Raw genomic sequence first — 22349 nt, forward strand, 5'->3', positions numbered from 1 at the left:
GCGGCCTACCATCGAGTGCATGGACAGGGAGGCCGACGTGACCGTCTCGGAGAGCGACCGCCTGCACTCACAGCTCAGCCGGTTCGAGGACATGTTCCCCGGGTACCGGATGGAGATTGTCGAGGGCGCCATTGTGATGAGTCCGGTCAGGCCCTACCACAACGAGACGATCTGGGGGGTGCGAGACGACCTGAAACCCCAACTCTCGGAGGATTGGGCGTTCATCAGCGATGTTGCAGTGCCCATGGACGATGACAACGAGTTCTGTCCGGACCTGGCGGTGATCCCGAAGGTGGAATGGCGCAAGAACCTCACCGCCTACCCCCCGGATCTGATCGAGCTCGCCGTAGAGGTGGTCTCCCCGAGCAGCGTCCGCAACGACTACGAAGTGAAGAACCGGGCCTACGCACGCGCCGGAATCCCCCACTACGTGATCTTCGACCCGTATCGGGCGGAGTGCGTGAAGCTTTGGAACCCGGGACCCGACGGCTATCGGGGCCGGGACACCTTTCCCTATGGCGGAACGGTCACCATCCTGACCGAGATCGGCAAGCTGTTGATCGGCACGGCCGAGCTGCCCGTGGACCCGGGCGCGACCGCCTCCTGAGGCCCGTACAGGCCCTACCCACGCACAGGGCGGCGGAACAGGACCGCGCAGGCCACGCCCGTCAGGAGGCCGAAGAGGTGGCCCTGCCAGCTGACCGTGGTGTTCGTCGGCAGGATGCCGGTCAGGATCCCCGCCCCCCAGTACGCGGCGATCACGACGCCTACCAGCACCCCCAGCGCCCGCCGCTCCACGAAGCCGCGGACCAGCAGATAGCCGAAGAGCCCGAACACCAGCCCCGAAGCCCCGGCCGTGACGGTGTTCGACGCGGAAACCAGCCACACCCCGAGCCCGTCCACGAGCATGACCACCGTGCACAGCACGAGGAACCGTCGGATCCCGCTCAACGCGGCGACGAACCCGAGCACCAGCAGCGGGACGCTGTTGGACGCCACATGGTCGAAGCCGAAGTGGAGGAACGGGGACAGGGGAATCCCGGTCAGCCCATCGGCGGTGCGCGGGATGATCCCGTACGCGTCCAGCGCGTGCCCGGTGGCCAGGTCCAGCACCTCGATCAGCCACAGCAGGGCCACCCAGCCCAGCATCAGCTTCCCGGCGGCCTTGGCCCGTTCGGCCCGGCTCCACTCTTCGAGGTGTACCTCGGCCATGTCCTGATCCCCCTGCCCGCCGACCGTCCGCCGACGCTCAGGTCACCTTACTCAGCGTCGTTTTGCAGTGGCCGGATAGTCTCGGAGCTATGACTGACGGCAAGCGCACCCCGTGGGTGGTCGGGGTTTCCGGGGCGTCCGGGACGCCGTACGCGGCCGCGGTGATCCGCGGACTGCTGGCGGCGGGGGAGAGCGTGGACCTGGTGGTCAGCCGGGCCTCGCGGCTGACCCTGCTGGACGAGACCGGGATCGCATTCCGCGACGGGCACTGGCGCGACGATCTCGCCGCCTGGCTCGAGCGCGGGGCGGACGGCAAGCCCGCGACCTTCGCCCGGCCGGAACTGGACGACGTCCGCCACTGGGGCGCCGGCGACCTGGCCGCCGGGCCGAGCTCGGGCTCGTATCCCGTGAAGGGGATGCTGATCGTGCCGGCGTCCACGGCCTGTGTGGCGGGGGTGGCGCTCGGACTGTCGAAGGACCTGCTCCAGCGCGTCGCGAGCGTGACGCTCAAGGAGCGGCGCCGGCTGGTGGTGGCGGTGCGGGAGACCCCGTTGAACGGGCAGACGCTGCGGCATCTGGTGGCGCTGGACGAGGCGGGCGCAGTGGTGCTGCCCGCCTCTCCGGCGTTCTATGCGGGTGCGACGCACATCCAGGACCTGGTGGATTTCGTCGCGGGGCGGGTGCTTGACGCGGCAGGGGTGCCGCACAAGCTGTACCGCCGGTGGGAGGGGGAGCTCGGTGGCTCCCGCCCCCGGGAGGCAAGCAGTGACTAGCGCTTCTTCGCCGTGCTCGGCTTGCGGGTCCGGTCGACGCGGTGGGCGGCGGCGGGCTGGTCGGTGCGGGATCGGTTGGCCAGCTCCTGGAGCTGTCGCATGTGCGCGTAGGCCATCTCGATCGTGTACACGGTGAACCACTCCTGATGTCGTCAGATCATCGAGATCATCGCTGATCTGTTGAAAGATTCACAGGGTGTTGACCCTGTGCGCCTTTGATTCTATACGTAAACTTGCGGGATCGCCGAATAATGGAAGGCTCCAGGTATATGGACGCGGTGGATAGGCAGCTCATCCAGGCACTCCGGGAGAACGGACGTGCCTCGTACGCGGAGCTGGGCCGGCTCGTGGGCCTCTCCGGCCCCAGCGTCACCGACCGGATCAACCGGCTCGAGTCGGCCGGCGTGATCACCGGCTACCGCGCGACCGTCGACGCGGCCTCGCTCGGCCTCGGCGTCACGGCACTGATCGGCATCTCCCTCTCCGACGCCGCGGACCACGAGGACGTGGCCCGCCGGCTGCGCGACCTGGCGGAGATCGAGGACTGCTGGTTCATCGCCGGCGACGACTCGTACATGCTCAAGGTGCGCGCCGGCGACGTGGACGGGCTCGAGCGGATCATCCGCAAGCTCTCCAGCACCAAGGGCGTCTCCCGCACCCGTACCACCATCGTGCTCTCCACCAAGTGGGAGAACCGGGTCGGGGACCTGCCCGAGGAGCGCTAAGAGTACGGTGGGTGGCGGTTTGCAGGCAGGACGGGACGCGTAGAGGAGACGACCGGGATGACCGGAATGGACGCTGGGCTCAAGCGCGAGCTGGAGGAGAAGGTCCGCTCCGGCGAGCGGCTGACCCGTGAGGACGGCATCGCCCTCTACGAGTCCGACGATCTGGCCTGGCTGGGCGGACTCGCCCACGAGGTGCGCATGCGCAAGAACGGCGACGTCGTCCACTTCAACGTGAACCGCCACCTCAACATGACGAACGTGTGCACCGCGTCGTGCGCCTACTGCTCGTTCCAGCGCAAGCCGGGCGAGAAGGACGCGTACACGATGCGCATCGAGGAGGCCGTGCGCCTGGCCAAGGCCATGGAGAACGAGAACCTCACCGAGCTGCACATCGTCAACGGCCTGCACCCGAGCCTGCCGTGGCGGTACTACCCGCGCTCGCTCTCCGCGCTGAAGGAGGCGCTGCCGAACGTCTCGCTGAAGGCGTTCACGGCGACCGAGATCCACCACTTCGAGACGATCTCCGGGATGTCGGCCTCCGACATCCTGGACGAGCTGATCGAGGCCGGTCTGGAGTCGCTGACGGGCGGCGGCGCGGAGATCTTCGACTGGGAGGTCCGCCAGCACATCGTCGACCACCGCACCCACTGGGAGGACTGGTCGCGCATCCACCGGCTCGCGCACGAGAAGGGTCTCAAGACCCCGAGCACGATGCTGTACGGGCACATCGAGGAGCCGCGCCACCGCGTGGACCACGTGCTGCGGCTGCGCGAGCTCCAGGACGAGACCGGCGGCTTCCAGGTCTTCATCCCGCTGCGCTACCAGCACGACTTCGTGGACATGCAGGACGGCAAGGTCCGCAACAGGCTCCAGGCGCGGACGACGATGGCGACGGGCGCGGAGGCGCTGAAGACCTTCGCCGTCTCGCGGCTGCTGTTCGACAACGTGCCGCACGTCAAGGTGTTCTGGGTGATGCACGGCGTGCAGACCGCCCAGCTCGCGCTGCAGCACGGCGCGGACGACATGGACGGCTCGGTCGTCGAGTACAAGATCACGCACGACGCGGACAACTACGGCACGCCGAACAAGCTCGGCCGTGACGACCTGCTCGAGCTGATCCGCGAGGCGGGCTTCCGCCCGGTCGAGCGGAACACGCGCTACGAGATCATCCGCGAGTACCCCGGACCGGACGCGTCCCTGCGCGAGACCCCGCAGGCGATGCGCGTCTGACGCGCCGTCGCCGCACCCCAAGCGCCCTGGTCCGCATGCCGGACCGGGGCGCTCTTTTGCTGGCGGACCCCTATGGGTAATAGATACTCTCACCCAATGACCCTTACCTTTACGCTGGATCCGCAGATCGACCCGGCGCTGCACGAGGCCCTCCTCGACCTGTGGACGGACACCTCCAACGCCGGGGGCGCCGTGGGTTTCGTGCCGCCGGTCGTCCGGGACGACATCCGCCCGCAGCTGATCAAGCAGCTCGGCATGATCGCCGATGGCCAGATGCGGCTCCTGGTGGGCCACGACGAGGCCGGGCTGGCCGCCGTCGCCTTCCTCGGGCTCAACCGGCACGCCCTGATGGGGCACTGGATCTGGCTCTACACGGTGATGGTCCATCCGGACCGTCAGGGCCGGGGCTACGGCCGCCGGCTGATGGCCGCGTCCGCCGACTGCGCCCGCGGGATGGAGGGCGTCGAAGCAGTCCGCCTGTCCTGCCGCGGCGGCATGGGCCTGGAGCACTTCTACGCGGCCTGCGGCTACAAGGAGGTCGGCCGCGTCCCGGGTGCCATCCGGGTGGCCCCGGGTGACGACCGCGACGACATCACGCTGCTGCTGCCGCTGCACTGACCCCCGGAGGGTTTGTCCGTGGCCGCGGCGTGCTTCACTGGACGGGCACGTGACGACGTACCGACGAGAGAGAAGGGGTCACCGTGTCCCTCAAGCCGAGCGCGACGATCCGCTACACCGCGATGCGCCTGGGCATCTTCGTCGGATGCCTCGTCCTGGTCTCCGTCCTGGTCAACGTGGGCTGGGTGCCCGCCGGCCTCGGCGACGCCAACCCCGCCTGGGTCGTGCTGCTCGCCCTCGTGATCTCCGCGCCGCTGTCCTTCGTCCTCCTGCGCAAGCAGCGCGACGAGATGTCCACGCAGATCTCCGGACGCGTCGCGGGTGCGAAGGAGCGGCTCGCCGCGAACCGTTCCCAGGAGGACGCGGCCGACGACGCCGCCCGCGCGTAGTTAGCTGCGTCACAGACCAAAACACACCGAACCGCCCCAGCACCGGGAACTTCCCTCGTGTGCCGGGGCGGTTCGGCGTTTCGGGGCGCCCCTGTCTCAAAGTGCACCTTTGAGATCCTCAAAGGGAAAGTGTTAGCGTGTTAAACATGTTGACCACAGTTGCGCATGAAATGACCACGGGTGTCCTGCTCGTGGCGCGCCTGCACGTCGACCTCTGCCGCCGCGTGTCCGCGGCCTGTTGTGGCTGTCGCTGAGTCCACGCCGTTCTTCCTTCCCCACTTTCTTTGCGCATCACCCCCGGAGTGTGTCCGTGTCCGCGACCCCTCAGGCCCCCGCCAAGGCCTCTTTCAAGTTCCCCTTCTGGGCCCAGATCGTCACCGGCCTCGTGCTGGGTGTCCTGTTCGGCTGGATCGCCCGCAGCCAGGACGTCAGCTGGCTGGCCAAGACCCTCGAGCAGATCGGCGACATCTTCGTCCAGCTGCTGAAGCTGGCCGTGGCCCCCCTCGTCTTCTTCGCGATCCTGGTGTCCATCACCAACCTGCGGAAGGTGAACAACGCCGCCCGCCTCGCCTCGCGCACCCTGCTCTGGTTCATGATCACCTCGCTGATCGCCGTCGGCATCGGCCTCGCGATCGGCCTGCTGACCGACCCGGGCGCCGGCACCGGCCTCACCCCGCAGGACGGCAAGCTCCCCAAGCGCACCGGCTCCTGGCTCGACTTCCTGACCGGCATCGTCCCGAAGGACGTCATCACGCCGTTCACCGAGCTGAACGTGCTCCAGATCGTCTTCCTGGCCGCCGTCGCCGGTATCGCCGCCCTCCAGCTCGGCGACAAGGCGCAGCCGCTCCTGAACGTCGCCGAGTCGGTCCTGGAGCTGCTCCAGAAGGCCCTGTGGTGGGTCATCCGCCTCGCCCCGATCGGCACCGTCGGCCTGATCGGCACCGCGATCGCCTCGTACGGCTGGGAGCTCATCGGCAAGTACGCGACCTTCACCGCGGACGTGTACGTCGGCTCGGCGCTCGTGATGTTCGGCGTCTACCCGCTGCTCCTCGCGACGGTCGCCAAGGTCAACCCGATCCAGTTCTTCAAGGGCGCCTGGCCCGCGATCCAGCTGGCCTTCGTCTCCCGCTCGTCGGTCGGCACCATGCCGGTCACCCAGAAGGTCACCGAACGCCTCGGCGTCCCGAAGGAGTACGCCTCCTTCGCCGTCCCGTTCGGCGCCACCACGAAGATGGACGGCTGCGCCGCGATCTACCCGGCGCTCGCCGCGATCTTCATCGCGCAGATCTTCGACGTGCAGCTGACGATCACCGACTACCTGCTGATCGCCTTCGTCTCGGTGGTCGGTTCGGCCGCCACGGCCGGCCTGACGGGCGCCACGGTCATGCTGACGCTGACCCTCTCCACCCTGGGCCTGCCCCTGGAGGGCGTCGGCCTGCTGATGGCGATCGACCCGATCCTGGACATGATGCGCACCGCCACGAACGTCGCCGGCCAGGCCCTGGTCCCGGTCGTGGTCGCGGCCCGCGAGGGAATCCTGGACAAGAAGGCCTACGAGGCCGCCTCGTCCTCCCCGCTGGACGAGCCCACCGCGGTCCCCGTCCCGGCCTGACCGGTCCCACCACCCCGCAGCCCCCGCCCCCGTCCGGGCGGGGGCTGCGGTGCGTTCACAGGGCCGTTGCCCCGAAGTAGGCGAGGGTGCCGAGGACGAGGGGGACGGCGTACCACCAGCGGTTCATCGTCCGCCGGTAGACCGGGAGGAGGGACAGGAGCAGGCCGGCGAAGCTGAGGCACAGGGCCACGGCGCCCATCGCGAGGGCGTCGTCGCGCATGTGGTGGTCCTCGGCGGCGATCGGCTCGGCCGTCAGCAGCAGGACGCAGATGTACACCGCGGGCAGGTAGACGAGAGCCAGCGGGACGCCCAGGACCCACTGGAGGCAGCCCCGGTCCTCCGGCAGGTCGATGCTCTCGCGCCCGCTCCCGTACGTCATTGCATGGCCTTCTTCACGTTGCCGAGGTTGTTGCGGAAATCATCGCCGTAGTCCTGGGCCTTCTTCGACTCCCAGTACGGGCCGCCGTTGTAGCGGGCGGCGATCTCCTGCATCTGGGCCTCGGTCAGCTGGTCCGCCGGCACGTTCGCGTAGCCGGTCTCCTCCTTGATCTGCGCCAGGAAGCCGGCGGCTATGAAGGCGTTCTGCTTCGGGTCCTGGAGCGCGGACTTCACCACGTTGCGCTGCTGGTCCGTGAGGTTCTCCGGGTCGTAGCCCAGCACCTCCGCCCCGCGCCGCAGCTGGACGGCGATCGGGCCGAAGGAGGTCTCGTCCGGCTTGCCGCCCGCCCGGTCCGGCAGGTTCTCGGCCGTGACCGGGCTCAGGCCCCACGGGGCGTCCGCCGCCTGGCGGAAGAAGTCCACGCCGTCGTCGAAGATCCCCGGCTGTCCGCCGACCTCCTTCCAGGCGATGCCGGCGACCATCTCCTCCGGCAGCCCCGCCCGCTGCGCGGCCGCGCGCAGGATCTCCTTGTTGTTGCGGATCCACTCGGCCCGCCCCTCGTCCGACTGCGGCGGGTCCCAGTAGTTGTCGTCCGCCTCCGGCAGCCCCGCCACCCGCATCCGGATGTCGCGCAGCTCGGGGGAGACCGGCTCGTTCCCGACCGGGCCGGTCATCTCCTTCTTCGGGCCGCTGCCCGGCAGGTGCGTCAGGGGGTTGGCGCGGGCCTCCGCCGCCTCGCGGCGGATGTCGGCCATCGCCGCGTAGACGTCGACCCCGCCACCCGCGCCGCCCTTCACCTTGAACTCGGGCAGCAGCTCGTACGCCTGCTTCAGCGCGTGCACGCACACGCTGCGCGCCTCCTGCTCGGCCGTCTTGGCCTGGTGGAAGCTGCCGCCCGCGTCGTCGTGGAGCCGGTTCGCCTCCTCGCGGATGTCGTCCACGTCCATCGTCAGCTCGGCGAAGAAGTCCATGACGCCGGTCGTCGCCCGCATGTCCTCCCACTGGCACATCGGCTCCGCCTCCTGCGCCGTCCGCGTGATCGCCGTGCCCTTCGTGGCGATCAGCGCCGCGAGCTTGCGCTCGGTGCGCTTGCCGTTCGAGTAGTGCGACTTGGCGGTCGTCAGGGCCGCCGCGTACGCGTGCAGCGCGCTCGCCGCCTTGTCGTACCCCTCGGCCATGTGGAGCACGAGCTGCCGGGCCTCCGAGAGGCGGTCGGTGTACGTGTGGCTGCCGTCGCTCTGCCACTGCGTACCGGTCTCGGCGCGCCGGGCGGGTTCCTCGGCCTGCACCAGCAGATCGCGCAACCGCTTGAACTCGGCGGCGTTGCGCTCCACCAGCGCCGGGTTGCACTCCTCGAGGAACTCGACGTCCTTGCGGTGACTCAGGCTCACTTGGACTCCGGCTTCACGTACTGGCCGCCGTCGAGGATGCCGTTGAGGAAGTTTCGTGCCGTCCCGTCGTCCACCTGCGCGAAGCTGGTGCCGGTGGTCTTGAGCTTGGTGGCCAGGGCGGCGAACAGGTTGATCGTGTCCTTGAACTGGTCGTCGGCGAAGCGCGCGAAACGCAGGGCCTCCGCCGAGACGTCCGCATGGGCCCGCGGGGCGCGGGCCATGGTGCTCGCGTCGCCGTCGGGCCGGCCCTCGTGCAGGAGCGCGGCGATCTCGATCAGCAGGTTGGCGTTGCCGTTGATGGACTGCGCCCCGGCGACGAGGCTTCCGGCCGGGCTGCCCGGGGAGCCCGCCTCGGCGGGCACGTGGTTGAGGCGCATGGCGGGCGACTGCTGCGCGAGTACGGCGGCCTTGTGCTGAGCCCATTCCGTGTCGAACGACATGTGTCCCCTGGGTAGTTGATAACCGGACATGACCATAATTGATTGATCATGCTCATCTGGGACGCGGAATGAGTGCGTACGGTTCCGGGTGGTGGACATGGCCGTCCGCTGCCCCGGCCGTGACGGCCGGGGCAGCGGACGCCCGTGCTCAGGCGGTCTGCTCCGGCGCGGTGGCGGTGATCACCGCGAAGGTGCCGCCCTGGGGGTCGGCGAGTACGGCCATCCGCCCGGCCGCCATGTCGAACGCCGGGGCCATGACGCTGCCGCCGGCCCGGACCGCGGCCGCCTGGACGCTGTCGACGTCGTCGACGTGGAAGTACGGCAGCCAGTGCGGCGGTACCCCTTCCGGCAGGGCGGAGAGGTCCATCATCCCGCCGACCGCGCGCTCGCCGACCTTGAACTCCGTGTACCCCTCGGCGCCCGGCATCTGCGACGCGACCGTGGTGAGCGGCAGTACGGCCGAGTAGAACGAGGCGGCGGCATCGGTGTCGCCGGTGTTCAGCTCGTTCCAGATCAGCGCGCCGTGCTCGTTGACGATGCCCGCCCCCGGGAAGGTCCCGTACTGCCAGAGGCCGACGGCGGCACCGGTCGGGTCGACGATGACGGCCATCCGCCCGAGGTCCATCACGTCCACCGGGCCCATCATCACCGAGCCGCCCGCGTCGGCGACCGCCTTGAGGGTGGCGTCGACGCTGTCGGTGGCCAGGTACGTGGTCCACACGGTCGGCGGCATCGGGTCCGGCACCGTCCCGTCGGGGTTCATCGCCTTCATGATCCCGGCCACCGGCTTGCCCTTGAGGGTGCAGACGGAGTAGCCGCCGGTCTCCGCCGGACCGATCTCCCCCTGCCAGCCGAAGAGGTCGCGGTAGAAGTCGAGGGCTGCCTGCTGGTCGGGGACCATCAGGTCGATCCAGCAGGGGGTGCCGGCCTGGTAGGGGCCGTTCATTTCGGGCACGGATGCCTCCGGGGCTGCCGATGAGGGTTGGACGGGCCCTCCCTACCCCGCCCGTGCACTCCGAATCGGGCCATCCGGCTGAATGTGCGAGTGCTCACCTATAGTCGGTCGCTGTTGATCAACTGACGTTGTACGGGGGAATGGTGACGGTACGGGGGATACGCGCGGCAGCGCAGATGATCGGGCGGCGCAACGCACTGCGCTACCTGGCGATCGGAGTCGGCGCCTCGCTGGTCGCGGCGTGCGGCGGCAAGGAGAAGACCCCGGCCGCTGGTGGCGCGGCAGCATCGTCCGCGGCTCCGACCACGGGACCGGCCTCGGCCTCGGCTTCTGCCTCGGGACCGGCGGGCGGCGGGGCCGCCTCCTCCGCAGCCCCGGCACCGGCGTCGACCGCCTCCAGCGTGGTGACCAGGGCCTTCGACGCCTTCATCAAGGGCGACTGGCACCTCGAGTCGACCACGCCGAACGGCGACACCGTGAAGGGCACCGCCCACGTGAACGCGGACGGCGGCGGGAACTCCGGCTGGACCATCACCTGGACCAACGGCCCCGAGCCGGTCACCTGGCACGGAGGCTGGCTGCACCGCGGCGGCTACCTGATCCTCGACGTGTACGAGGCTCCCCCCAAGGGCGTGAGCCGGCTGACCGGAGGCCGGGCCCTCACCGTCCCCAAGGAGGTCGGGGACAACGTCTCCCTCACGTTCCCCTGGCAGCCCCCGGGCCACAAGGACACGAGCGACGGCCAGGTGCTGAAGGTGACGTACAAGAACAACGTGCTGCGGATCGTCCACAGCGAGGGCGGGCACAGCGAGTCGGTGCACGTCTGCACCCGCGCCTAGGGTCTCCGTCAGATACCGGACGCGTGGGCCACGAACCCGGCCCACGCGTGCGGCCCGAAGGCCAGGTGGTTCCGCTGGATGTCCTTGGAATCCCGGACGAGGACCGCGTCGGGGGTATTGGCCACCTCGACGCAGTCGTTGATGTCGCCGCTGTCGCTGTAGCTGCTCTTGAACCAGGCGACCTCGACGCAGTCGTCACCCTCGCTGCTGCTGCTGTAGCTGCTCTTGAACCAGTCCAACTCGGGGTGGTGGATCATGTTTCTCCCAGCAGTTCCTCGATGAAGGCCCTCGACTCTCGGGGCGTGAGCGCCTGAGCTCGGATGATGCCATAGCGCAGCTCCAGGATCCGGAGCTGCCGTGGGAGGGAGACCGGGCGGCTGTGGAAAGCGCCCTCCGAGCGCCCGACTCCCGAGCCGTCCTCGAATTTGAGGAGCTCGATCAGGCCTCCCATACCGGCGTGATCTTCACGGTCGGTCGGCATCACCTGGAACTCGACGTTCGGCAACTGAGACACCTCCAAAAGGTGTTCGAGCTGACGGCGCAACACCATTGTGCCTCCGATCCTCCGGCGGAGGGTTACCTCTTCCTGGACGAAGCTCAAGGTAGGAGCAGGCGACCGCTCGAAGATCGCTTTGCGGGCCATCCGGCCAGCCAGGTTTCGTTCCAGCTCGTCCGGCGAGTACGCGGGCCGCCGCATCCTGAACAGGGCGGCGGCGTACTCCTCGGTCTGCAACAGGCCGTAGATGTTGTGGTTGTTGTACGTGCCGATCTCGACGGCCTTGGCCTCCCTGTTCTTCAGGTCGCGCACCTTCTTGGGGTAGCGGACCTGCTCCAGGTCGGCCTTCATGGCGGCGATCTTGCCGCCGGCGTTCAGTACTTCATCCGCCCTGTCCAGGTACTCGGGGCGGGGGATCCGCCTGCCCGCCTCGACCTTGCGTACCAGGTCCTCCCCGTACTGGATGGCCGCCCCGAACTCGGCGGCCCGCATGCCGGCCGACTCGCGCCAGGCCTTGAGCTGGCGGCCCAGCGCGGCCACCACCGCCACGCCCTGTTCGTCCTCCGGGTCGACGTCCCAGCCGGGCTCTTCCGTACCGTCACTGTTGTCCACGCTCACTGCGCGCCCACTTCCGACGAGCCGATGTCCTCAGCGCCCCGTACCCGTGGGGCCGGTCCGGACAGCCGGGACAGCACTGGACAAGCGCCGGACAAACGCGGGACGTAGAGGCGGTGTTGGTTCCCACGGTACGCACGGACGGCCACGCTGAGTGACGTGATTCCTCAACTCGTCGACTTTCACGTCCAGCTGTCCGCGACCCCGCGCGGGGCTCGACTCGGGCGCGTGCTCGCCATCGAACAACTCCGGGCCTGGGGCCTGCCCTTGGAGGTGCCGGGGCAGATCATCGCCGAGCTCTCCTCCAATGCGATCACCCACGGACGCGTGCCCGGGCGGGACTTCAAACTCGCCCTCACCGTCACCCCAGGCAGGCTGCTCATCGAGGTGACGGACACCCGGGGCGACCGGATCCCGCAGATCCACGACACGGGACGCGGGCTCGTACTCGTCGAGGCGCTCGCAGACCGTTGGGGCGTACGGGAAGGGCCGACCCCGTGCAAGGTGGTGTGGGCGGAGGTCTCGCTCGAAGCCGCGTCGCGGGCCGCCGCGATCCGGCGGGCTTAGACGCATAAAGACCTAAAGAACCGGGGGAAAGAACCAACCGACCCAACCCCACCGGCCCGCGTCGCTCGGTCGGGTGAACTGTGCCAACTGGGCTGGATTTCGGGCCGGTTGGCGGGCATATGCTCGCCCCGACAACAGCAGACATGAGACGGCCCCCGGCGGGACTGGCATCCCGGTCGAGGGCCTGACCAACTAGGAAGTAAGCGGCTTCCCAATGGCTCTTGAGCACCCTAGCGCGCCCACGCGCACCTCGCCGGGACTTCACCCGGGGACCCCCCGATCCGGTGTCATCCACGTCAACACGTGGCATGCCAGTCACTACACCGTGGTCGGCAACCACCTCCTCCAGCACCGCGAGCTCTCGGCGACGGCGATCGGTGTCGCGGCGTACATCCAGTCGCTCCCCGAAGGCTCCCCGGTCGGCATCAGGGCGCTCACCGAGCGGTTCCCGGAGGGCGAGAAGCGCATGAGCGCCGCCCTCCGTGAGCTGGAGCGCCACGGCTACCTGGAGCGACGCCGCGAGCGGCTGGACACCGGGCGGGTGGTGACCCGTACGTATTCGTACAACAAGCCGCTGACCGGCGGCGACGAGCCCCCTCCGCCGCCGGACCGGGAGCCCGTACCGGAGCCGGAGCCGGAGGAGACCCCGGAGCCGGAGCCGGAGCCCGCGCCCCCGCCCCCGCGGCTGGAGCTGCACCCGGGTGCAGCCGACCTGCTCGCCGGGCTACGGCGGCACGACCCGCGCCTGCTCCTGGCGGAGCGCGACGTGCAGCGGCTCGCGCCCAAGGTCGCGGCCTGGCTGGAGCGAGGCGCGGACCCGGAGGCGGTCGGGCTGGCCCTGACCACGAACCTCCCCGAGCCGATGCGCAGCCCCGCCTCCGTACTCGCGTACCGCCTCCAGGCGCTGCTCCCGCCGCCCCTGCCCCAGGCACCGGCGCCGAGGCCGGTCAGACGGCCGGACCCGTTCCAGACCTGCGACGGCTGCGACCGCGCCTTCCGCGCCCCGCACCCCGGCCGCTGCCGCGACTGCCCACCCGAGGTGCGCGCGGCCGCCTGAGCCGCGCGCACTGCGGTCGGGTCAGCGGCAGTTGGCGGCGCTGTTGTAGTCGGCCTCCACGAAGCCGTTGGTGTACGCGGTGTCGAAGAAGTACTTGCCGGTCGTCACGTGGCGGCCGATGTACTTCCACCCGTACGTGATGCTCCAGCCGTTGTCGGTGCTGTGGATGCGCTGGCTGGCCGCGCCGAAGGTCTTCGGGCCGACGACGCCGTCGGCCTGGGACGCGCCGAGGAAGCGGGTCTGCCACGCCTTGGTGGCCGCCTGGGTCTTCGGGCCGAACTTGCAGTCGACATCGGCCTCGGACAGGTAGCCGTCCTTCCACAGCACGAGCTGCCACAGGCCGGTGGCACCGCTGTAGGAGTGCTGGGTGGTGGACAGGAGGCCCTCGTCGGCCCAGTCGTCCTTGTAGTCGTCGAAGCCGTTGACGTAGCCCTGGGCGGTGGCTGCGTTGGCGCTCGTCGTGGTGGTGGCGAACGCGCAGAACGCCAGGGCCGCCGCGGCGAGAGCGGTGGCGCGGTAGCGGGTCTTCTTGGTGATCGTGCTGCTCATCGGTGTCCTACCCCCGTATGAAGATGGATGAGTCCGGTGGTGCGTTCGGTGGCGCGGCGGCGGCTCAGCCGAGCTTGGTCGTGTAGTCCGAGTAGAACGTCTTGCCCGAGGTGTGGTCGATGACCTTGGCCCGGCAGGTGCCGCGGACGCCGACGGCGAAGACGTAGCTGCGGGTCTCGCTCGGGTTGATCCAGAAGGCGCCGTTGTCCCCGTAGGTGTAGCCGTTCTGGCACTCGAGGTTGAAGTCGATGTAGTGGGCGCGGCCGTCGTCCCAGTGCTTGATGTACTGGACGTCGTAGCCGTTGCCGACGGTGCGGACGCAGGCGTTGCCCTCGTTGTACAGGCGGCACTTCCACGAGCCCGCGGCCTCGGCCGACGAGGCGAAGGCGATCGTGCCGGTGACGACGGTGAGGGCGGCGGCAGCGAGCGTGCCGATGCGCTTGGCGATGTTCATGCATTCCCCCGAATTGGCATCCGATGTGGCACGCCGGAACCGGGCGAGGGCAGCGCGAACCGGCCTCGTCCTGATCTCGGCGATGATTCGAACTTATCAACGAGGACTGACAGTTCAGGGTGTGCGCCGCGCCGGTGCGAGCGGCCGGCGTGATCACCCGCGTCACCCGTTCGGCGTAATGGTGACCACGTGCTCGCCAAGGCTCCTGCCGGTGCCGGGGGCGGAACATGCCGTCGGATCCCTGTCGCGGACGTGCGCCGCGGTGGCGGGCGTCCGGGGGCCGTGCCTTCCATGGAGGCAGGCATGTCCGGCTGTGACGGTTCCGTGGGCCCCGTCCCTTACGGACTCGGGCGACCCACCCGCATCGGACTGCTTCCGCGTCGGCCCATGAGCGGCCACTTCTCACCAGGCGAGCGGTCCGCACGGGACCGACCGACCACTCGTCACAGTCATGCGTCCATCGAGGAAGGAGAAAGCCATGCTGTCGACGCCCCAGGCGTTCGGAGCACTCACGGTGTGTTTCTGGGACCCATCCGATGGCTCCGTGCCGGATGACTCCTGGTACAGCCTCGTCCTTGTGGGATACGAGGGCATCCAGATTGCCGGGATCCCCATCTTGGTGAAGGAGACCGACCCGGACCCGAACAACCCCCTGCTGGCCGCTCCCGTTCGCTTCGACCAGCTCACCGACACGCTCTGGCGGCCGGTGGCACCGGACGGATACGTGGCCTTCTCCGATGTGTTCGAACCTGATGGGGCTGACCCCAGCAGCAACGGTGACGTCCGCTGGTGCATGTGTTTGCGGGCAGGGCAGCAGAGTGACGGCCACACCTACGTCAGCACCAACGCGCCGGTGGAGAGCGAGGGCCCTTACGGCGGCTGGCGCATCACGGCCCCTCAGTACACGGGCGATCCGGACGGCATCCTGCTGACGACCGCTGGTGCCTTCGTCTACTCGCCCGATGTGGAACCAGTGGACACCCCCGTCCAAAACCTCCTGAACCTGCCGCCCGTGATCGTCACCGGCCCTCCCCCGACCCCGCCGACCATGGACAGCTTCGACGAGCCGGTCGGGCAAACCGTTCCGTCGGTCGACCGGACCGTCCTCGTCCCGTTCTTGGCCATTCAGGACGGGACGGGTATCAAATGGCAGCTGGCCCACTCGCCCTACTACACGATCATCCGCCAACGCAGTTACACCCTGGCCTTGTTCGGAAACAATCAAGGGGACACTCCGCAAAGCCAGTCCAAGGCGCTCACGTACGGCGTCAGCGACACCGAGTCCCAGACTTTCAGTGCCTCCGTCGGGATCACCGTCGGCTTCGAAGCCGGCGTGGACATCTTCGTGGCGGAGGCCAAGGTCTCCACATCGCTGACGGTAAATCTCGGCTACGCATCCTCGACATCGGTCACGGACATGGAGTCGGAAACGATCACGCAGACCCTCGTCGTCGAACCGAAGACCGCCGGGGCCATGTACAACGAGACCCACACCATCGACGTTCACCGGCAGGACGGTTCCGAGGCCAGCGTCACGGGACCCCTCACGTTCGAGGCGTACAGCTCCGTCTACTACGTGAGTTATGACGGTTCGAGCTCACAGGGGCGACGTGAGCCGGTACGAGCACACGAGCCCAGCCTGACACTGCCCGGGACCTGACCGTACCCGTACGCCACCGGCGCCCGGCGAGGGACGACACCCCCGCCGGGCGTCCATCATGAAGGTCATGCCGTTGCCCGCGGCCGCCCCGGTTCGTAGCCTCTCGCTGTGACCGACACTTCCGAGGCCGAAGACGCCTTCAAGAACCGCTGTGCGCACGGGGCCCGCACGCTCGCCCGGTGCGTCGGCTACTTCGTCCACCGCATCGCGTTCGACGCCTTTCCCGACGACGACGCACTGGAGATCACTCTCCGGGACGGCCCCCACGAGCCCGATGTCCTGATCTCGCTGTCCGGCGTGCGGTACGTCTCGGTGGCGAAGGGAGCCGATCTCCACGGCTTCGTCGACGACGCCTGCCTCATCCACCTCCCGAAGATGCCGCACGCCTGGCCCGACGAGGCCGTCGGCATGGTCGGTCGGTTCGGCGGCCTGCCCGAGCTCGCGTGGCTGAGGATCGTGGGTCCGGTCGAGGTGGACGTCGTCGCGTCGGTCGTGACCGTCTACTCGGCGACGAGCGACGACGAGGCCTCTGCGGGTGCGGGGCAGGCCGGCACCTGAGGCGAGGGACATGCCGGCGGCGGCCCGTGCGCCGGCCAGTGGCAGGCCGACGCACGGGGAGACGCTCCGGCGTTACGAGGTGTAGTAGCCGGCGATGTCGGCGATGAGGTCGACGGAGCCCGCGTTGTTGTAGAAGCTGACCTTTCCGTTCACGACGGGGACGATGACCAGGTTCGGGATCGTCTGACCGGCGGTGAAGTTGAGGTTGGAGGCGCTGGTGCGGGTCGTCCCGTTGGGGTAGACGGACACGTAACTGCCGGTGGTGGGGTCGGTTGCCGTGACGTTCAGGACGACGGCCGTCACCCCCGCCGCCGGGATCCCCGCGGTGCCCGTGACCTGCAGGGTTGCGGTGCCGCCCTGGCCCACCTTGGCCTTGGGGACGCCCAGTCCACTACGGGTGTCCATGAGTCGGGTGGGCGTGATCGGCTTGTAGGTGGAGCCGGTGCCGTCGGTCGTGTAGTAGCCGGCGATGTCGGCGATGAGGTCGACGGAGCCCGCGTTGTTGTAGAAGCTGACCTTCCCGTTCACGACGGGGACGATGACCAGGTTCGGGATCGTCTGGCCCGCGGTGACGTTCAGGTTGGAGGCGCTGGTGCGGGTCGTGCCGTCGGGGTGGACGGACACGTAGCTGGCGTCGGTGGGGTCGGTTGCCGTGACGTTCAGGACGACGGCCGTCACCCCTGAGGCGGGGAGTCCGGCGGCGCCTGTGACCTGCAGGGTTGCGGTGCCGCCCTGGCCCACCTTGGCCTTGGGGACGCCGAGTCCGCTGCGGGTGTCCATGAGCCGGGTGGGCGTGATCGGCTTGTAGGTGGAGCCGGTGCCGTCGGTCGTGTAGTAGCCGGCGATGTCGGCGATGAGGTCGACGGAGCCCGCGTTGTTGTAGAAGCTGACCTTTCCGTTCACGACGGGGACGATGACCAGGTTCGGGATCGTCTGGCCCGCGGTGACGTTCAGGTTGGAGGCGCTGGTGCGGGTCGTGCCGTCGGGGTAGACGGACACGTAGCTGGCATCAGTGGGATCGGTTGCCGTGACGTTCAGGACGACCGCGGTCACTCCCGCCGCCGGGATCCCCGCGGTGCCCGTGACCTGCAGGGTCGCGGTGCCTCCCTGGCCGACCTTCGCCTTGGGGACGCCGAGTCCGCTGCGGGTGTCCATGAGCCGGGTGGGCGTGATCGGCTTGTAGGTACCCAGGCCGGAGACCGGGGGCGCCGTCACCGTCAGCGTGCCGCGCGCGTACTCGCTGCCGAGCGCGACGACGCTGATGTTCCAGTTGCCTGCGGGAGCCGTACGCAGGTCCACGCTCGCCTTCAGCGTCCGGCCGTCGTCGGAGACCGAGACCGTCGTCGCCGTCAGCGGCGCCGGGCCGCCGGTCAGCCGGACGGTGGTGCCCATGCCCAGCGCAGTGCCCTGCACGGTGAGGGTGGCGACCGTACCGCTCTGCGCAGTGCCCGGCGTCACCGTCCCGACCGACACGTCCTCGGAACCGCAGGGCGCGTTGGTGCAGACGAGATTCGCGCGGTAGGCCGAATGGTCGGACCAGTTCTGCAACGAGAGGACGTACAGGCCCTGGTCGGCGCCCTGGCAGTCGTACATGGACGAGTTGGACGCGTTGACCGTGCAGAGGTTGCGCCCCGCGTTGTCGTAGAGCGCGGGCTCCGGGCCGGGTGACCCGTCCGTGGCGGTGGAGGTGATGTCCGCCCTGAACCGGTCGCCCTGGACGCTCGGCAGGACGGCGCACGCGCCGGTGCGCTGCTCGGAGAGCGTGCCGGTCAGCGGGCCGTACCCGTACGCGACCGATCCGATCCGGGGGCATTCGGGGGCGGGCCCGGCGGCCGTGGCGATCCGCCAGGCGTCGAGGCGGTAGTAAGCGGGCAGGTAGTAGCCCTCCGGGACCTGGGTGACCACCTGGTAGCCGGTGGAGCCCGTGGGGATGCACGCCGAGGTCCGCTGGTGGCAGGCGATGCCGCCGTTGTTGTCCATGACCAGCACGTTCGTGCCGTCGTGGGCGTCCCGGGGGTTGATGTACAGCCGGTCCGTGGCGGCGGCCGTGGTGATCCTGTGGCAGCGCAGCGTACCGACCTTGCCGGACGTTCCGTTCGTGGCCGGGGCGCCGATCGCCGTCGCGGCGGAGACGGTGCAGCCCCGGGCCGTGGCCGTGACGTCCCGGCGGTCCAGGATGTGGCTGCGCCGGGCGTCCTGGCCCCGCAGGAGCACGGTGTACGCCTTGCCGGCGGTGAAGGAACAGCTGGTGAGGCCGTCCGTCCGGAGCTGCTGGCCCTGGGCGGGGTGGTCGTAGCACGAGGGCGGCCCGTTGCCGTCGGTGTCGACCACGCTGAGCTCGTAACGCGGGAACAGGTCCGTGTCGTCCGGGACGCCGTAGCGGATGCGGAGGAGCTCGGAGGTGGAGTGCGCGTCGGCCGGGATGGTCAGGCAGTGCGAGAAGACGCCGTCGCCGGTCTCCAGCTGCACGGACGCCGCATCGTCGTCGAAGCTCCCGGCGGGCAGGACCCGACAGCCGTTCTGGGCCACGTCCGTACGGACGAAGTGGACGCCGTACGGCCCGGTCGCGGTGGTGTCCTCGGCGTGCACCAGTGCACGGAACGGCGCCGTTCCGGTGAGGGCGCAGCCACCCCGGGCGAGAACGCCGGCGGTGCACTGTGCGGTGCCGTTCTTGTCGACCACCTCGACCTGGACGGTCACACCCGCGCCGCCGAGCGAGGTGAGGGCGGCGATCCGGGCGCCCTGCGGGCTCGGCAGCTCCAGGCAGTGGGTCTTCCCCGCGGTGGTGAACTCACCTGCGTACCGCCCTTCGGCGACGCTGACGCAGTCCTGGGCGACCGGCGCGGCATGCGCGGAGCCCGTCGGCAGGAGGAGCGCGGCGAGGACGGCCAGCAGGCACGTCAGTGCGGTGGAAATCGGACGTCTTATGGACGCCGAAGGCGTTGGCATGAACCCCCCAGGGTGGTGTGCGACGAGTGATCGTCGCATGCCCCTTGTGGAGCCCAGGTGTTGGGGGACCGGTTGCCCCACGGAAGATCGCCGGTCGGGTACGCGTACATGAGCATGCTCGGCGTCGGAGAGGGCCGGGCGCCGATGGCCGGGGCGCGCAGGGGCACGGCCCTGATGCCCTCGATCTCCGACCAGGCCGGCCGTCGCGTCCGGATCGGCCCCCGCCCCTCTCGCAGTTCGTCCACTGTACGCAGGGGGTGTGGAGGAGTCGCGCGGATTCGTCCGACGCGTGCGCAGGGGCTGGTCAGAGGGGCTACCCGTGCATAGATTACCGGCGGTAACCCCTGAGTCGAGCCGAGGAGGGCGCCGTGGACGCCGTGGGAGCCGAGCCCGAGCCGGTACCGCCCGTGTTGACCGTCGTCGACGGGGTGGTGCGGCAGGTGGAGGTGCCCGCACTGGCGGGGGTGCCGGCGAGCGGGTCGCTCGGGGACATCCCGTTCCAGAACGCCCGCGAGGCCCCGGGCGAGGTGGTGCTCGCCCGCAAGGAGCGGGACGGGAGCTGGCGGGACGTCACCGCCGCCGAGTTCGCGGCCGAGGTGATGGCCGTCGCCAAGGGCCTGATCGCCGAAGGGCTGCGCGAGGGCGACCGGCTCGCGATCATGGCCCGGACCACCTACGAGTGGACCCTGCTGGACTTCGCCGGGTGGGCCGCGGGGCTGGTCACCGTGCCCATCTACCCGACCTCCTCCGCGCTCCAGGCCCGCTGGATCATCCAGGACTCCGGCGCCGTGGCCTGCGCCGTCGAGGACACCGCGCAGGCGCGCATCATCAGCGCCGAGCGGGCGCACCTGCCCTGGCTGGCGCACCTGTGGGAGTTCGACACCGGCGCGGTGGCACGGCTGGTCAAGGCCGGCGAGGACCTGCCCGACGCGGTGGTGCACGCGCGCCGGTCCGTCCGTACGCCGGACTCCGTGGCCACCCTCATCTACACGTCCGGCACGACCGGACAGCCCAAGGGCTGCGTGATCACGCACGCCAACTTCTTCGCGGAGGCGGACAACGCGGTCGAGCTGCTGCATCCCGTCTTCAAGTCCGTCAGCACGGATCCGGCCTCGACGCTGCTCTTCCTGCCCCTCTCGCACGTGTTCGGGCGGATGGTGGCCGTGGGGTGCCTGCGGGCGCGGGTGAAGCTCGGGCATGCGCCGAGCATCCAGACCGAGGACCTGCTCGCCGACCTCGCCGGGTTCCGGCCGACGTTCCTGCTGGCCATCCCGTACGTACTGGAGAAGGTCTACAACACCGCGCGGGCCACGGCCGAACGGATGGGCCGGGCCTCCTCGTTCGACCGGGCGGCGCGGATCGCGCAGCGGTACGGGGAGATCGTCGAGGGCCGGACCCCGGGGGTGAGCCTGCGGGCGGCGCGGGCGCTGTACGACCCGCTCGTCTACCGGCGGATCCGGGCGGCGCTGGGCGGGCGCGTGCGGTACGTCCTGAGCGGCGGCTCGCCGCTCGGGCGGCGGCTCGCGGCGTTCTACACCGGAGCCGGGATCGAGGTCTTCGAGGGGTACGGGCTCACGGAGACGACCGGGGCCAGCACGGTGACGCCGCCGCTGAAGCCGAGGCTCGGGACGGTGGGGTGGCCGCTGCCGGGCACGGCCGTGCGGATCGCCGACGACGGGGAGGTGCTGCTGTGGGGGCGGCACGTGTTCGCGGGGTACTGGAACACCACCGCGTACGGGGGTGTGGACGGCGGGGGATGGCTCGCCACCGGGGACATCGGGGAGCTGGACGGCGAGGGGTACCTGACGATCACCAGGCGGAAGAAGGACGTGATCATCACCTCCGGCGGCAAGAACGTGGCCCCGGCCCCGCTCGAGGACTGGCTCCGGGCGCACCCGCTGGTCGGCCAGTGCATGGTGATCGGCGACAACCGGCCGTACGTCGTGGCGGTGATCACGCTGGAGCCGGAGGGGCTGGCGCACTGGCGGCAGATGCGGAAGAAGACGACGATGCCGATGCGGGAGCTGGTGCAGGACGAGGAACTGCGGGCGGAGCTCCAGCGGGCGGTGGACGAGGCCAACCGCCTGGTCTCACGGGCGGAGTCGATCCGCCGCTTCGCCGTCCTGCCGGGGGAGTTCACGGAGGCGCGGGGGCAGCTGACGCCGTCCCTGAAGCTGAAGCGGGGGGTCATCGCCAGGGACTTCGAGCGGGAGATCGAAGCCCTCTACCGCCGCCCATGACCGCCCCTGCCCCTCCAGGCTGAAAACAGTGGGGGTCCTGCCCGTCTCGAACGCAGCGGCCGGGGCGAGCGGGCCCGGCACTTCGCAGGGCGGCTGCGGGCCTGCCCTGCGGTGCATGCCGCCGAACCGGCCGACACCGGGCAGGGCGCCTCCGCCCGGTGCCTCTCCCCACTCCGCCCGGCCCTTCTCCCTTTCCCGAGGGCCGGGTTCCGTTACGCGGGGATCGCGGCGAGCCCCGCCTCGGCGATCTTCACGTCGTCCGACCAGTGGCCGCCCGAGACGCCGATCCCGCCGACGAGCTGGCCGTCCACGACGATCGGGAGGCCGCCGCCGAAGGTGACCAGGCGGTCGATACCGGTCCGGGCGCCCACCGACAGCTGCGCGTCGTTCTCGACGAACTCGTGCCAGTCGGTGGTGCTCAGGCCGAAGGCGGCCGCGGTGTAGGCCTTGTCCTGGGCGATCTGGATGGTCATCAGGCCCGACCCGTCCATCCGGGCGAACGCGCTGAGGTGGCCGGACTCGTCGACCACCGCGATGGCGTACCGCAGCTCCGACTCGCGGGCCGCGGCGAGCGCGGCGTCGACGATGGCGCGCGCGAGGTCGTTGCCGAGGGCGGGGCGCATGCGGACAGCAGTCATGTC

At 69.8% G+C, this 22349-nt stretch carries 25 protein-coding genes; 13 read left to right on the forward strand and 12 right to left on the reverse strand.

Translation table 11 applies throughout. From position 1 onward, the window contains the following. The first annotated feature begins 19 nt into the window (after nt 1-19). Nucleotides 20-607 carry a Uma2 family endonuclease gene (locus tag ACFYXK_RS32905; protein WP_389414480.1) on the forward strand — a complete coding sequence of 196 codons (588 nt, stop codon included), beginning with the start codon at nt 20-22 and terminating at the stop codon, nt 605-607. A gap of 14 nt (nt 608-621) precedes the next feature. Here ACFYXK_RS32905 and ACFYXK_RS32910 read toward each other — a convergent pair whose 3' ends face one another. Continuing rightward, entirely contained in the window at nt 622-1212 is a 591-nt protein-coding gene (locus tag ACFYXK_RS32910) for a rhomboid family intramembrane serine protease (RefSeq protein ID WP_389414481.1), read from the reverse strand. An 89-nt stretch (nt 1213-1301) separates the two neighbouring features. Here ACFYXK_RS32910 and ACFYXK_RS32915 point away from each other — a divergent pair, with 89 nt between their 5' ends. Then, complete coding sequence (locus tag ACFYXK_RS32915; protein WP_389414482.1) at nt 1302-1985, forward strand: UbiX family flavin prenyltransferase; 684 nt, start codon at nt 1302-1304, stop codon at nt 1983-1985. Here ACFYXK_RS32915 and ACFYXK_RS32920 read toward each other — a convergent pair. Then, nucleotides 1982-2116 carry a hypothetical protein gene (locus ACFYXK_RS32920; protein WP_266626677.1) on the reverse strand — a complete coding sequence of 45 codons (135 nt, stop codon included), beginning with the start codon at nt 2114-2116 and terminating at the stop codon, nt 1982-1984. The genes ACFYXK_RS32915 and ACFYXK_RS32920 overlap by 4 nt on opposite strands. A 138-nt stretch (nt 2117-2254) precedes the next feature. Between ACFYXK_RS32920 and ACFYXK_RS32925 the strand changes: the two genes are divergently transcribed. From ACFYXK_RS32925 to ACFYXK_RS32945, 5 genes are all read left to right on the forward strand, one after another. Next, nucleotides 2255-2710, forward strand: coding sequence for an Lrp/AsnC family transcriptional regulator (locus ACFYXK_RS32925; protein ID WP_030302184.1), 456 nt, complete (start codon nt 2255-2257; stop codon nt 2708-2710). A gap of 66 nt (nt 2711-2776) precedes the next feature. Next, entirely contained in the window at nt 2777-3940 is a 1164-nt protein-coding gene (mqnE, locus tag ACFYXK_RS32930; RefSeq protein ID WP_383514561.1) for an aminofutalosine synthase MqnE, read from the forward strand. Nucleotides 3941-4036: 96 nt separating this feature from the next. Then, nucleotides 4037-4558: a GNAT family N-acetyltransferase gene (locus ACFYXK_RS32935; RefSeq protein ID WP_389414483.1), complete on the forward strand. Its 522-nt coding sequence runs from the start codon at nt 4037-4039 to the stop codon at nt 4556-4558. A gap of 83 nt (nt 4559-4641) precedes the next feature. Continuing rightward, entirely contained in the window at nt 4642-4947 is a 306-nt protein-coding gene (locus ACFYXK_RS32940; RefSeq protein ID WP_389414484.1) for a DUF4229 domain-containing protein, read from the forward strand. Between the two features lie 304 nt (nt 4948-5251). Next, nucleotides 5252-6559: a dicarboxylate/amino acid:cation symporter gene (locus ACFYXK_RS32945; protein ID WP_389414485.1), complete on the forward strand. Its 1308-nt coding sequence runs from the start codon at nt 5252-5254 to the stop codon at nt 6557-6559. Between the two features lie 55 nt (nt 6560-6614). On the opposite strand, the gene ACFYXK_RS32950 is transcribed toward ACFYXK_RS32945, so the two are convergent. The 4 genes from ACFYXK_RS32950 to ACFYXK_RS32965 all read right to left on the reverse strand — a co-directional run bounded on the left by ACFYXK_RS32950 (nt 6615) and on the right by ACFYXK_RS32965 (nt 9715). Further along, nucleotides 6615-6938: a hypothetical protein gene (locus ACFYXK_RS32950; RefSeq protein ID WP_389414486.1), complete on the reverse strand. Its 324-nt coding sequence runs from the start codon at nt 6936-6938 to the stop codon at nt 6615-6617. Then, the gene (locus ACFYXK_RS32955; RefSeq protein ID WP_389414487.1) at nt 6935-8329 is read right to left on the reverse strand and encodes a hypothetical protein; all 1395 of its coding nucleotides are present in this window, start codon (nt 8327-8329) and stop codon (nt 6935-6937) included. Before ACFYXK_RS32955 ends, ACFYXK_RS32950 begins: the two co-directional genes overlap by 4 nt. Continuing rightward, complete coding sequence (locus ACFYXK_RS32960; protein WP_389414488.1) at nt 8326-8769, reverse strand: hypothetical protein; 444 nt, start codon at nt 8767-8769, stop codon at nt 8326-8328. The genes ACFYXK_RS32955 and ACFYXK_RS32960 overlap by 4 nt, the downstream gene beginning before the upstream one ends. A gap of 148 nt (nt 8770-8917) precedes the next feature. Next, nucleotides 8918-9715, reverse strand: a complete 798-nt coding sequence (locus ACFYXK_RS32965) for a VOC family protein (RefSeq protein ID WP_389414508.1) — start codon at nt 9713-9715, stop codon at nt 8918-8920. 149 nt (nt 9716-9864) lie between these two features. On the opposite strand from ACFYXK_RS32965, the gene ACFYXK_RS32970 reads away from it, so the two are divergent. Next, complete coding sequence (locus tag ACFYXK_RS32970) at nt 9865-10563, forward strand: hypothetical protein (protein ID WP_389414489.1); 699 nt, start codon at nt 9865-9867, stop codon at nt 10561-10563. A gap of 8 nt (nt 10564-10571) precedes the next feature. On the opposite strand, the gene ACFYXK_RS32975 is transcribed toward ACFYXK_RS32970, so the two are convergent. Both ACFYXK_RS32975 and ACFYXK_RS32980 read right to left on the reverse strand, forming a co-directional pair. Next, complete coding sequence (locus ACFYXK_RS32975) at nt 10572-10820, reverse strand: DUF397 domain-containing protein (RefSeq protein ID WP_389414490.1); 249 nt, start codon at nt 10818-10820, stop codon at nt 10572-10574. Beyond that, on the reverse strand, nt 10817-11677 hold the full coding sequence (locus ACFYXK_RS32980; RefSeq protein ID WP_389414491.1) for a helix-turn-helix domain-containing protein: 861 nt from the start codon (nt 11675-11677) through the stop codon (nt 10817-10819). Before ACFYXK_RS32980 ends, ACFYXK_RS32975 begins: the two co-directional genes overlap by 4 nt. A 156-nt stretch (nt 11678-11833) precedes the next feature. Between ACFYXK_RS32980 and ACFYXK_RS32985 the strand changes: the two genes are divergently transcribed. Together ACFYXK_RS32985 and ACFYXK_RS32990 are read left to right on the forward strand one after the other, a co-directional pair. Next, entirely contained in the window at nt 11834-12241 is a 408-nt protein-coding gene (locus ACFYXK_RS32985) for an ATP-binding protein (protein ID WP_389414492.1), read from the forward strand. A gap of 325 nt (nt 12242-12566) precedes the next feature. Next, nucleotides 12567-13298 carry a helix-turn-helix domain-containing protein gene (locus ACFYXK_RS32990; protein ID WP_389414493.1) on the forward strand — a complete coding sequence of 244 codons (732 nt, stop codon included), beginning with the start codon at nt 12567-12569 and terminating at the stop codon, nt 13296-13298. 21 nt (nt 13299-13319) lie between these two features. On the opposite strand, the gene ACFYXK_RS32995 is transcribed toward ACFYXK_RS32990, so the two are convergent. Both ACFYXK_RS32995 and ACFYXK_RS33000 read right to left on the reverse strand, forming a co-directional pair. After that, on the reverse strand, nt 13320-13847 hold the full coding sequence (locus tag ACFYXK_RS32995) for a peptidoglycan-binding protein (RefSeq protein ID WP_389414494.1): 528 nt from the start codon (nt 13845-13847) through the stop codon (nt 13320-13322). 64 nt (nt 13848-13911) lie between these two features. Continuing rightward, complete coding sequence (locus ACFYXK_RS33000) at nt 13912-14301, reverse strand: hypothetical protein (protein WP_389414495.1); 390 nt, start codon at nt 14299-14301, stop codon at nt 13912-13914. A gap of 478 nt (nt 14302-14779) precedes the next feature. Between ACFYXK_RS33000 and ACFYXK_RS33005 the strand changes: the two genes are divergently transcribed. Both ACFYXK_RS33005 and ACFYXK_RS33010 read left to right on the forward strand, forming a co-directional pair. Further along, nucleotides 14780-15961 (forward strand): ETX/MTX2 family pore-forming toxin, encoded by a 1182-nt coding sequence (locus ACFYXK_RS33005; protein WP_389414496.1) that lies wholly within the window; start codon nt 14780-14782, stop codon nt 15959-15961. Between the two features lie 108 nt (nt 15962-16069). After that, a complete protein-coding gene (locus ACFYXK_RS33010; RefSeq protein ID WP_389414497.1) occupies nt 16070-16519 on the forward strand; it encodes a hypothetical protein in 450 nt (149 codons plus the stop codon). 72 nt (nt 16520-16591) lie between these two features. On the opposite strand, the gene ACFYXK_RS33015 is transcribed toward ACFYXK_RS33010, so the two are convergent. Then, nucleotides 16592-19468, reverse strand: a complete 2877-nt coding sequence (locus tag ACFYXK_RS33015) for a hypothetical protein (protein ID WP_389414498.1) — start codon at nt 19466-19468, stop codon at nt 16592-16594. Between the two features lie 377 nt (nt 19469-19845). Here ACFYXK_RS33015 and ACFYXK_RS33020 point away from each other — a divergent pair, with 377 nt between their 5' ends. After that, nucleotides 19846-21708, forward strand: a complete 1863-nt coding sequence (locus ACFYXK_RS33020) for an AMP-dependent synthetase/ligase (protein ID WP_389414509.1) — start codon at nt 19846-19848, stop codon at nt 21706-21708. A 212-nt stretch (nt 21709-21920) separates the two neighbouring features. Here ACFYXK_RS33020 and ACFYXK_RS33025 read toward each other — a convergent pair whose 3' ends face one another. Further along, nucleotides 21921-22346, reverse strand: a complete 426-nt coding sequence (locus ACFYXK_RS33025; protein ID WP_389414499.1) for a heme-binding protein — start codon at nt 22344-22346, stop codon at nt 21921-21923. Nucleotides 22347-22349: the final 3 nt, after the last annotated feature.

This window comes from Streptomyces sp. NPDC002209, from assembly GCF_042890265.1.
Classification (GTDB): Bacteria; Actinomycetota; Actinomycetes; order Streptomycetales; family Streptomycetaceae; genus Streptomyces.

What these genes read in the sequence shown, in the direction of transcription:
- ACFYXK_RS32905 (WP_389414480.1), top strand. Translation starts at nt 20, where the DNA reads ATGGACAGGGAGGCCGACGTGACCGTCTCGGAGAGCGACCGCCTGCAC.
- ACFYXK_RS32910 (WP_389414481.1), bottom strand. Translation starts at nt 1,212, where the DNA reads ATGGCCGAGGTACACCTCGAAGAGTGGAGCCGGGCCGAACGGGCCAAG.
- ACFYXK_RS32915 (WP_389414482.1), top strand. Translation starts at nt 1,302, where the DNA reads ATGACTGACGGCAAGCGCACCCCGTGGGTGGTCGGGGTTTCCGGGGCG.
- ACFYXK_RS32925 (WP_030302184.1), top strand. Translation starts at nt 2,255, where the DNA reads ATGGACGCGGTGGATAGGCAGCTCATCCAGGCACTCCGGGAGAACGGA.
- mqnE (WP_383514561.1), top strand. Translation starts at nt 2,777, where the DNA reads ATGGACGCTGGGCTCAAGCGCGAGCTGGAGGAGAAGGTCCGCTCCGGC.
- ACFYXK_RS32935 (WP_389414483.1), top strand. Translation starts at nt 4,037, where the DNA reads ATGACCCTTACCTTTACGCTGGATCCGCAGATCGACCCGGCGCTGCAC.
- ACFYXK_RS32950 (WP_389414486.1), bottom strand. Translation starts at nt 6,938, where the DNA reads ATGACGTACGGGAGCGGGCGCGAGAGCATCGACCTGCCGGAGGACCGG.
- ACFYXK_RS32960 (WP_389414488.1), bottom strand. Translation starts at nt 8,769, where the DNA reads ATGTCGTTCGACACGGAATGGGCTCAGCACAAGGCCGCCGTACTCGCG.
- ACFYXK_RS32965 (WP_389414508.1), bottom strand. Translation starts at nt 9,715, where the DNA reads ATGAACGGCCCCTACCAGGCCGGCACCCCCTGCTGGATCGACCTGATG.
- ACFYXK_RS32970 (WP_389414489.1), top strand. Translation starts at nt 9,865, where the DNA reads ATGGTGACGGTACGGGGGATACGCGCGGCAGCGCAGATGATCGGGCGG.
- ACFYXK_RS32975 (WP_389414490.1), bottom strand. Translation starts at nt 10,820, where the DNA reads ATGATCCACCACCCCGAGTTGGACTGGTTCAAGAGCAGCTACAGCAGC.
- ACFYXK_RS32995 (WP_389414494.1), bottom strand. Translation starts at nt 13,847, where the DNA reads ATGAGCAGCACGATCACCAAGAAGACCCGCTACCGCGCCACCGCTCTC.
- ACFYXK_RS33000 (WP_389414495.1), bottom strand. Translation starts at nt 14,301, where the DNA reads ATGAACATCGCCAAGCGCATCGGCACGCTCGCTGCCGCCGCCCTCACC.
- ACFYXK_RS33005 (WP_389414496.1), top strand. Translation starts at nt 14,780, where the DNA reads ATGCTGTCGACGCCCCAGGCGTTCGGAGCACTCACGGTGTGTTTCTGG.
- ACFYXK_RS33015 (WP_389414498.1), bottom strand. Translation starts at nt 19,468, where the DNA reads ATGCCAACGCCTTCGGCGTCCATAAGACGTCCGATTTCCACCGCACTG.
- ACFYXK_RS33025 (WP_389414499.1), bottom strand. Translation starts at nt 22,346, where the DNA reads ATGACTGCTGTCCGCATGCGCCCCGCCCTCGGCAACGACCTCGCGCGC.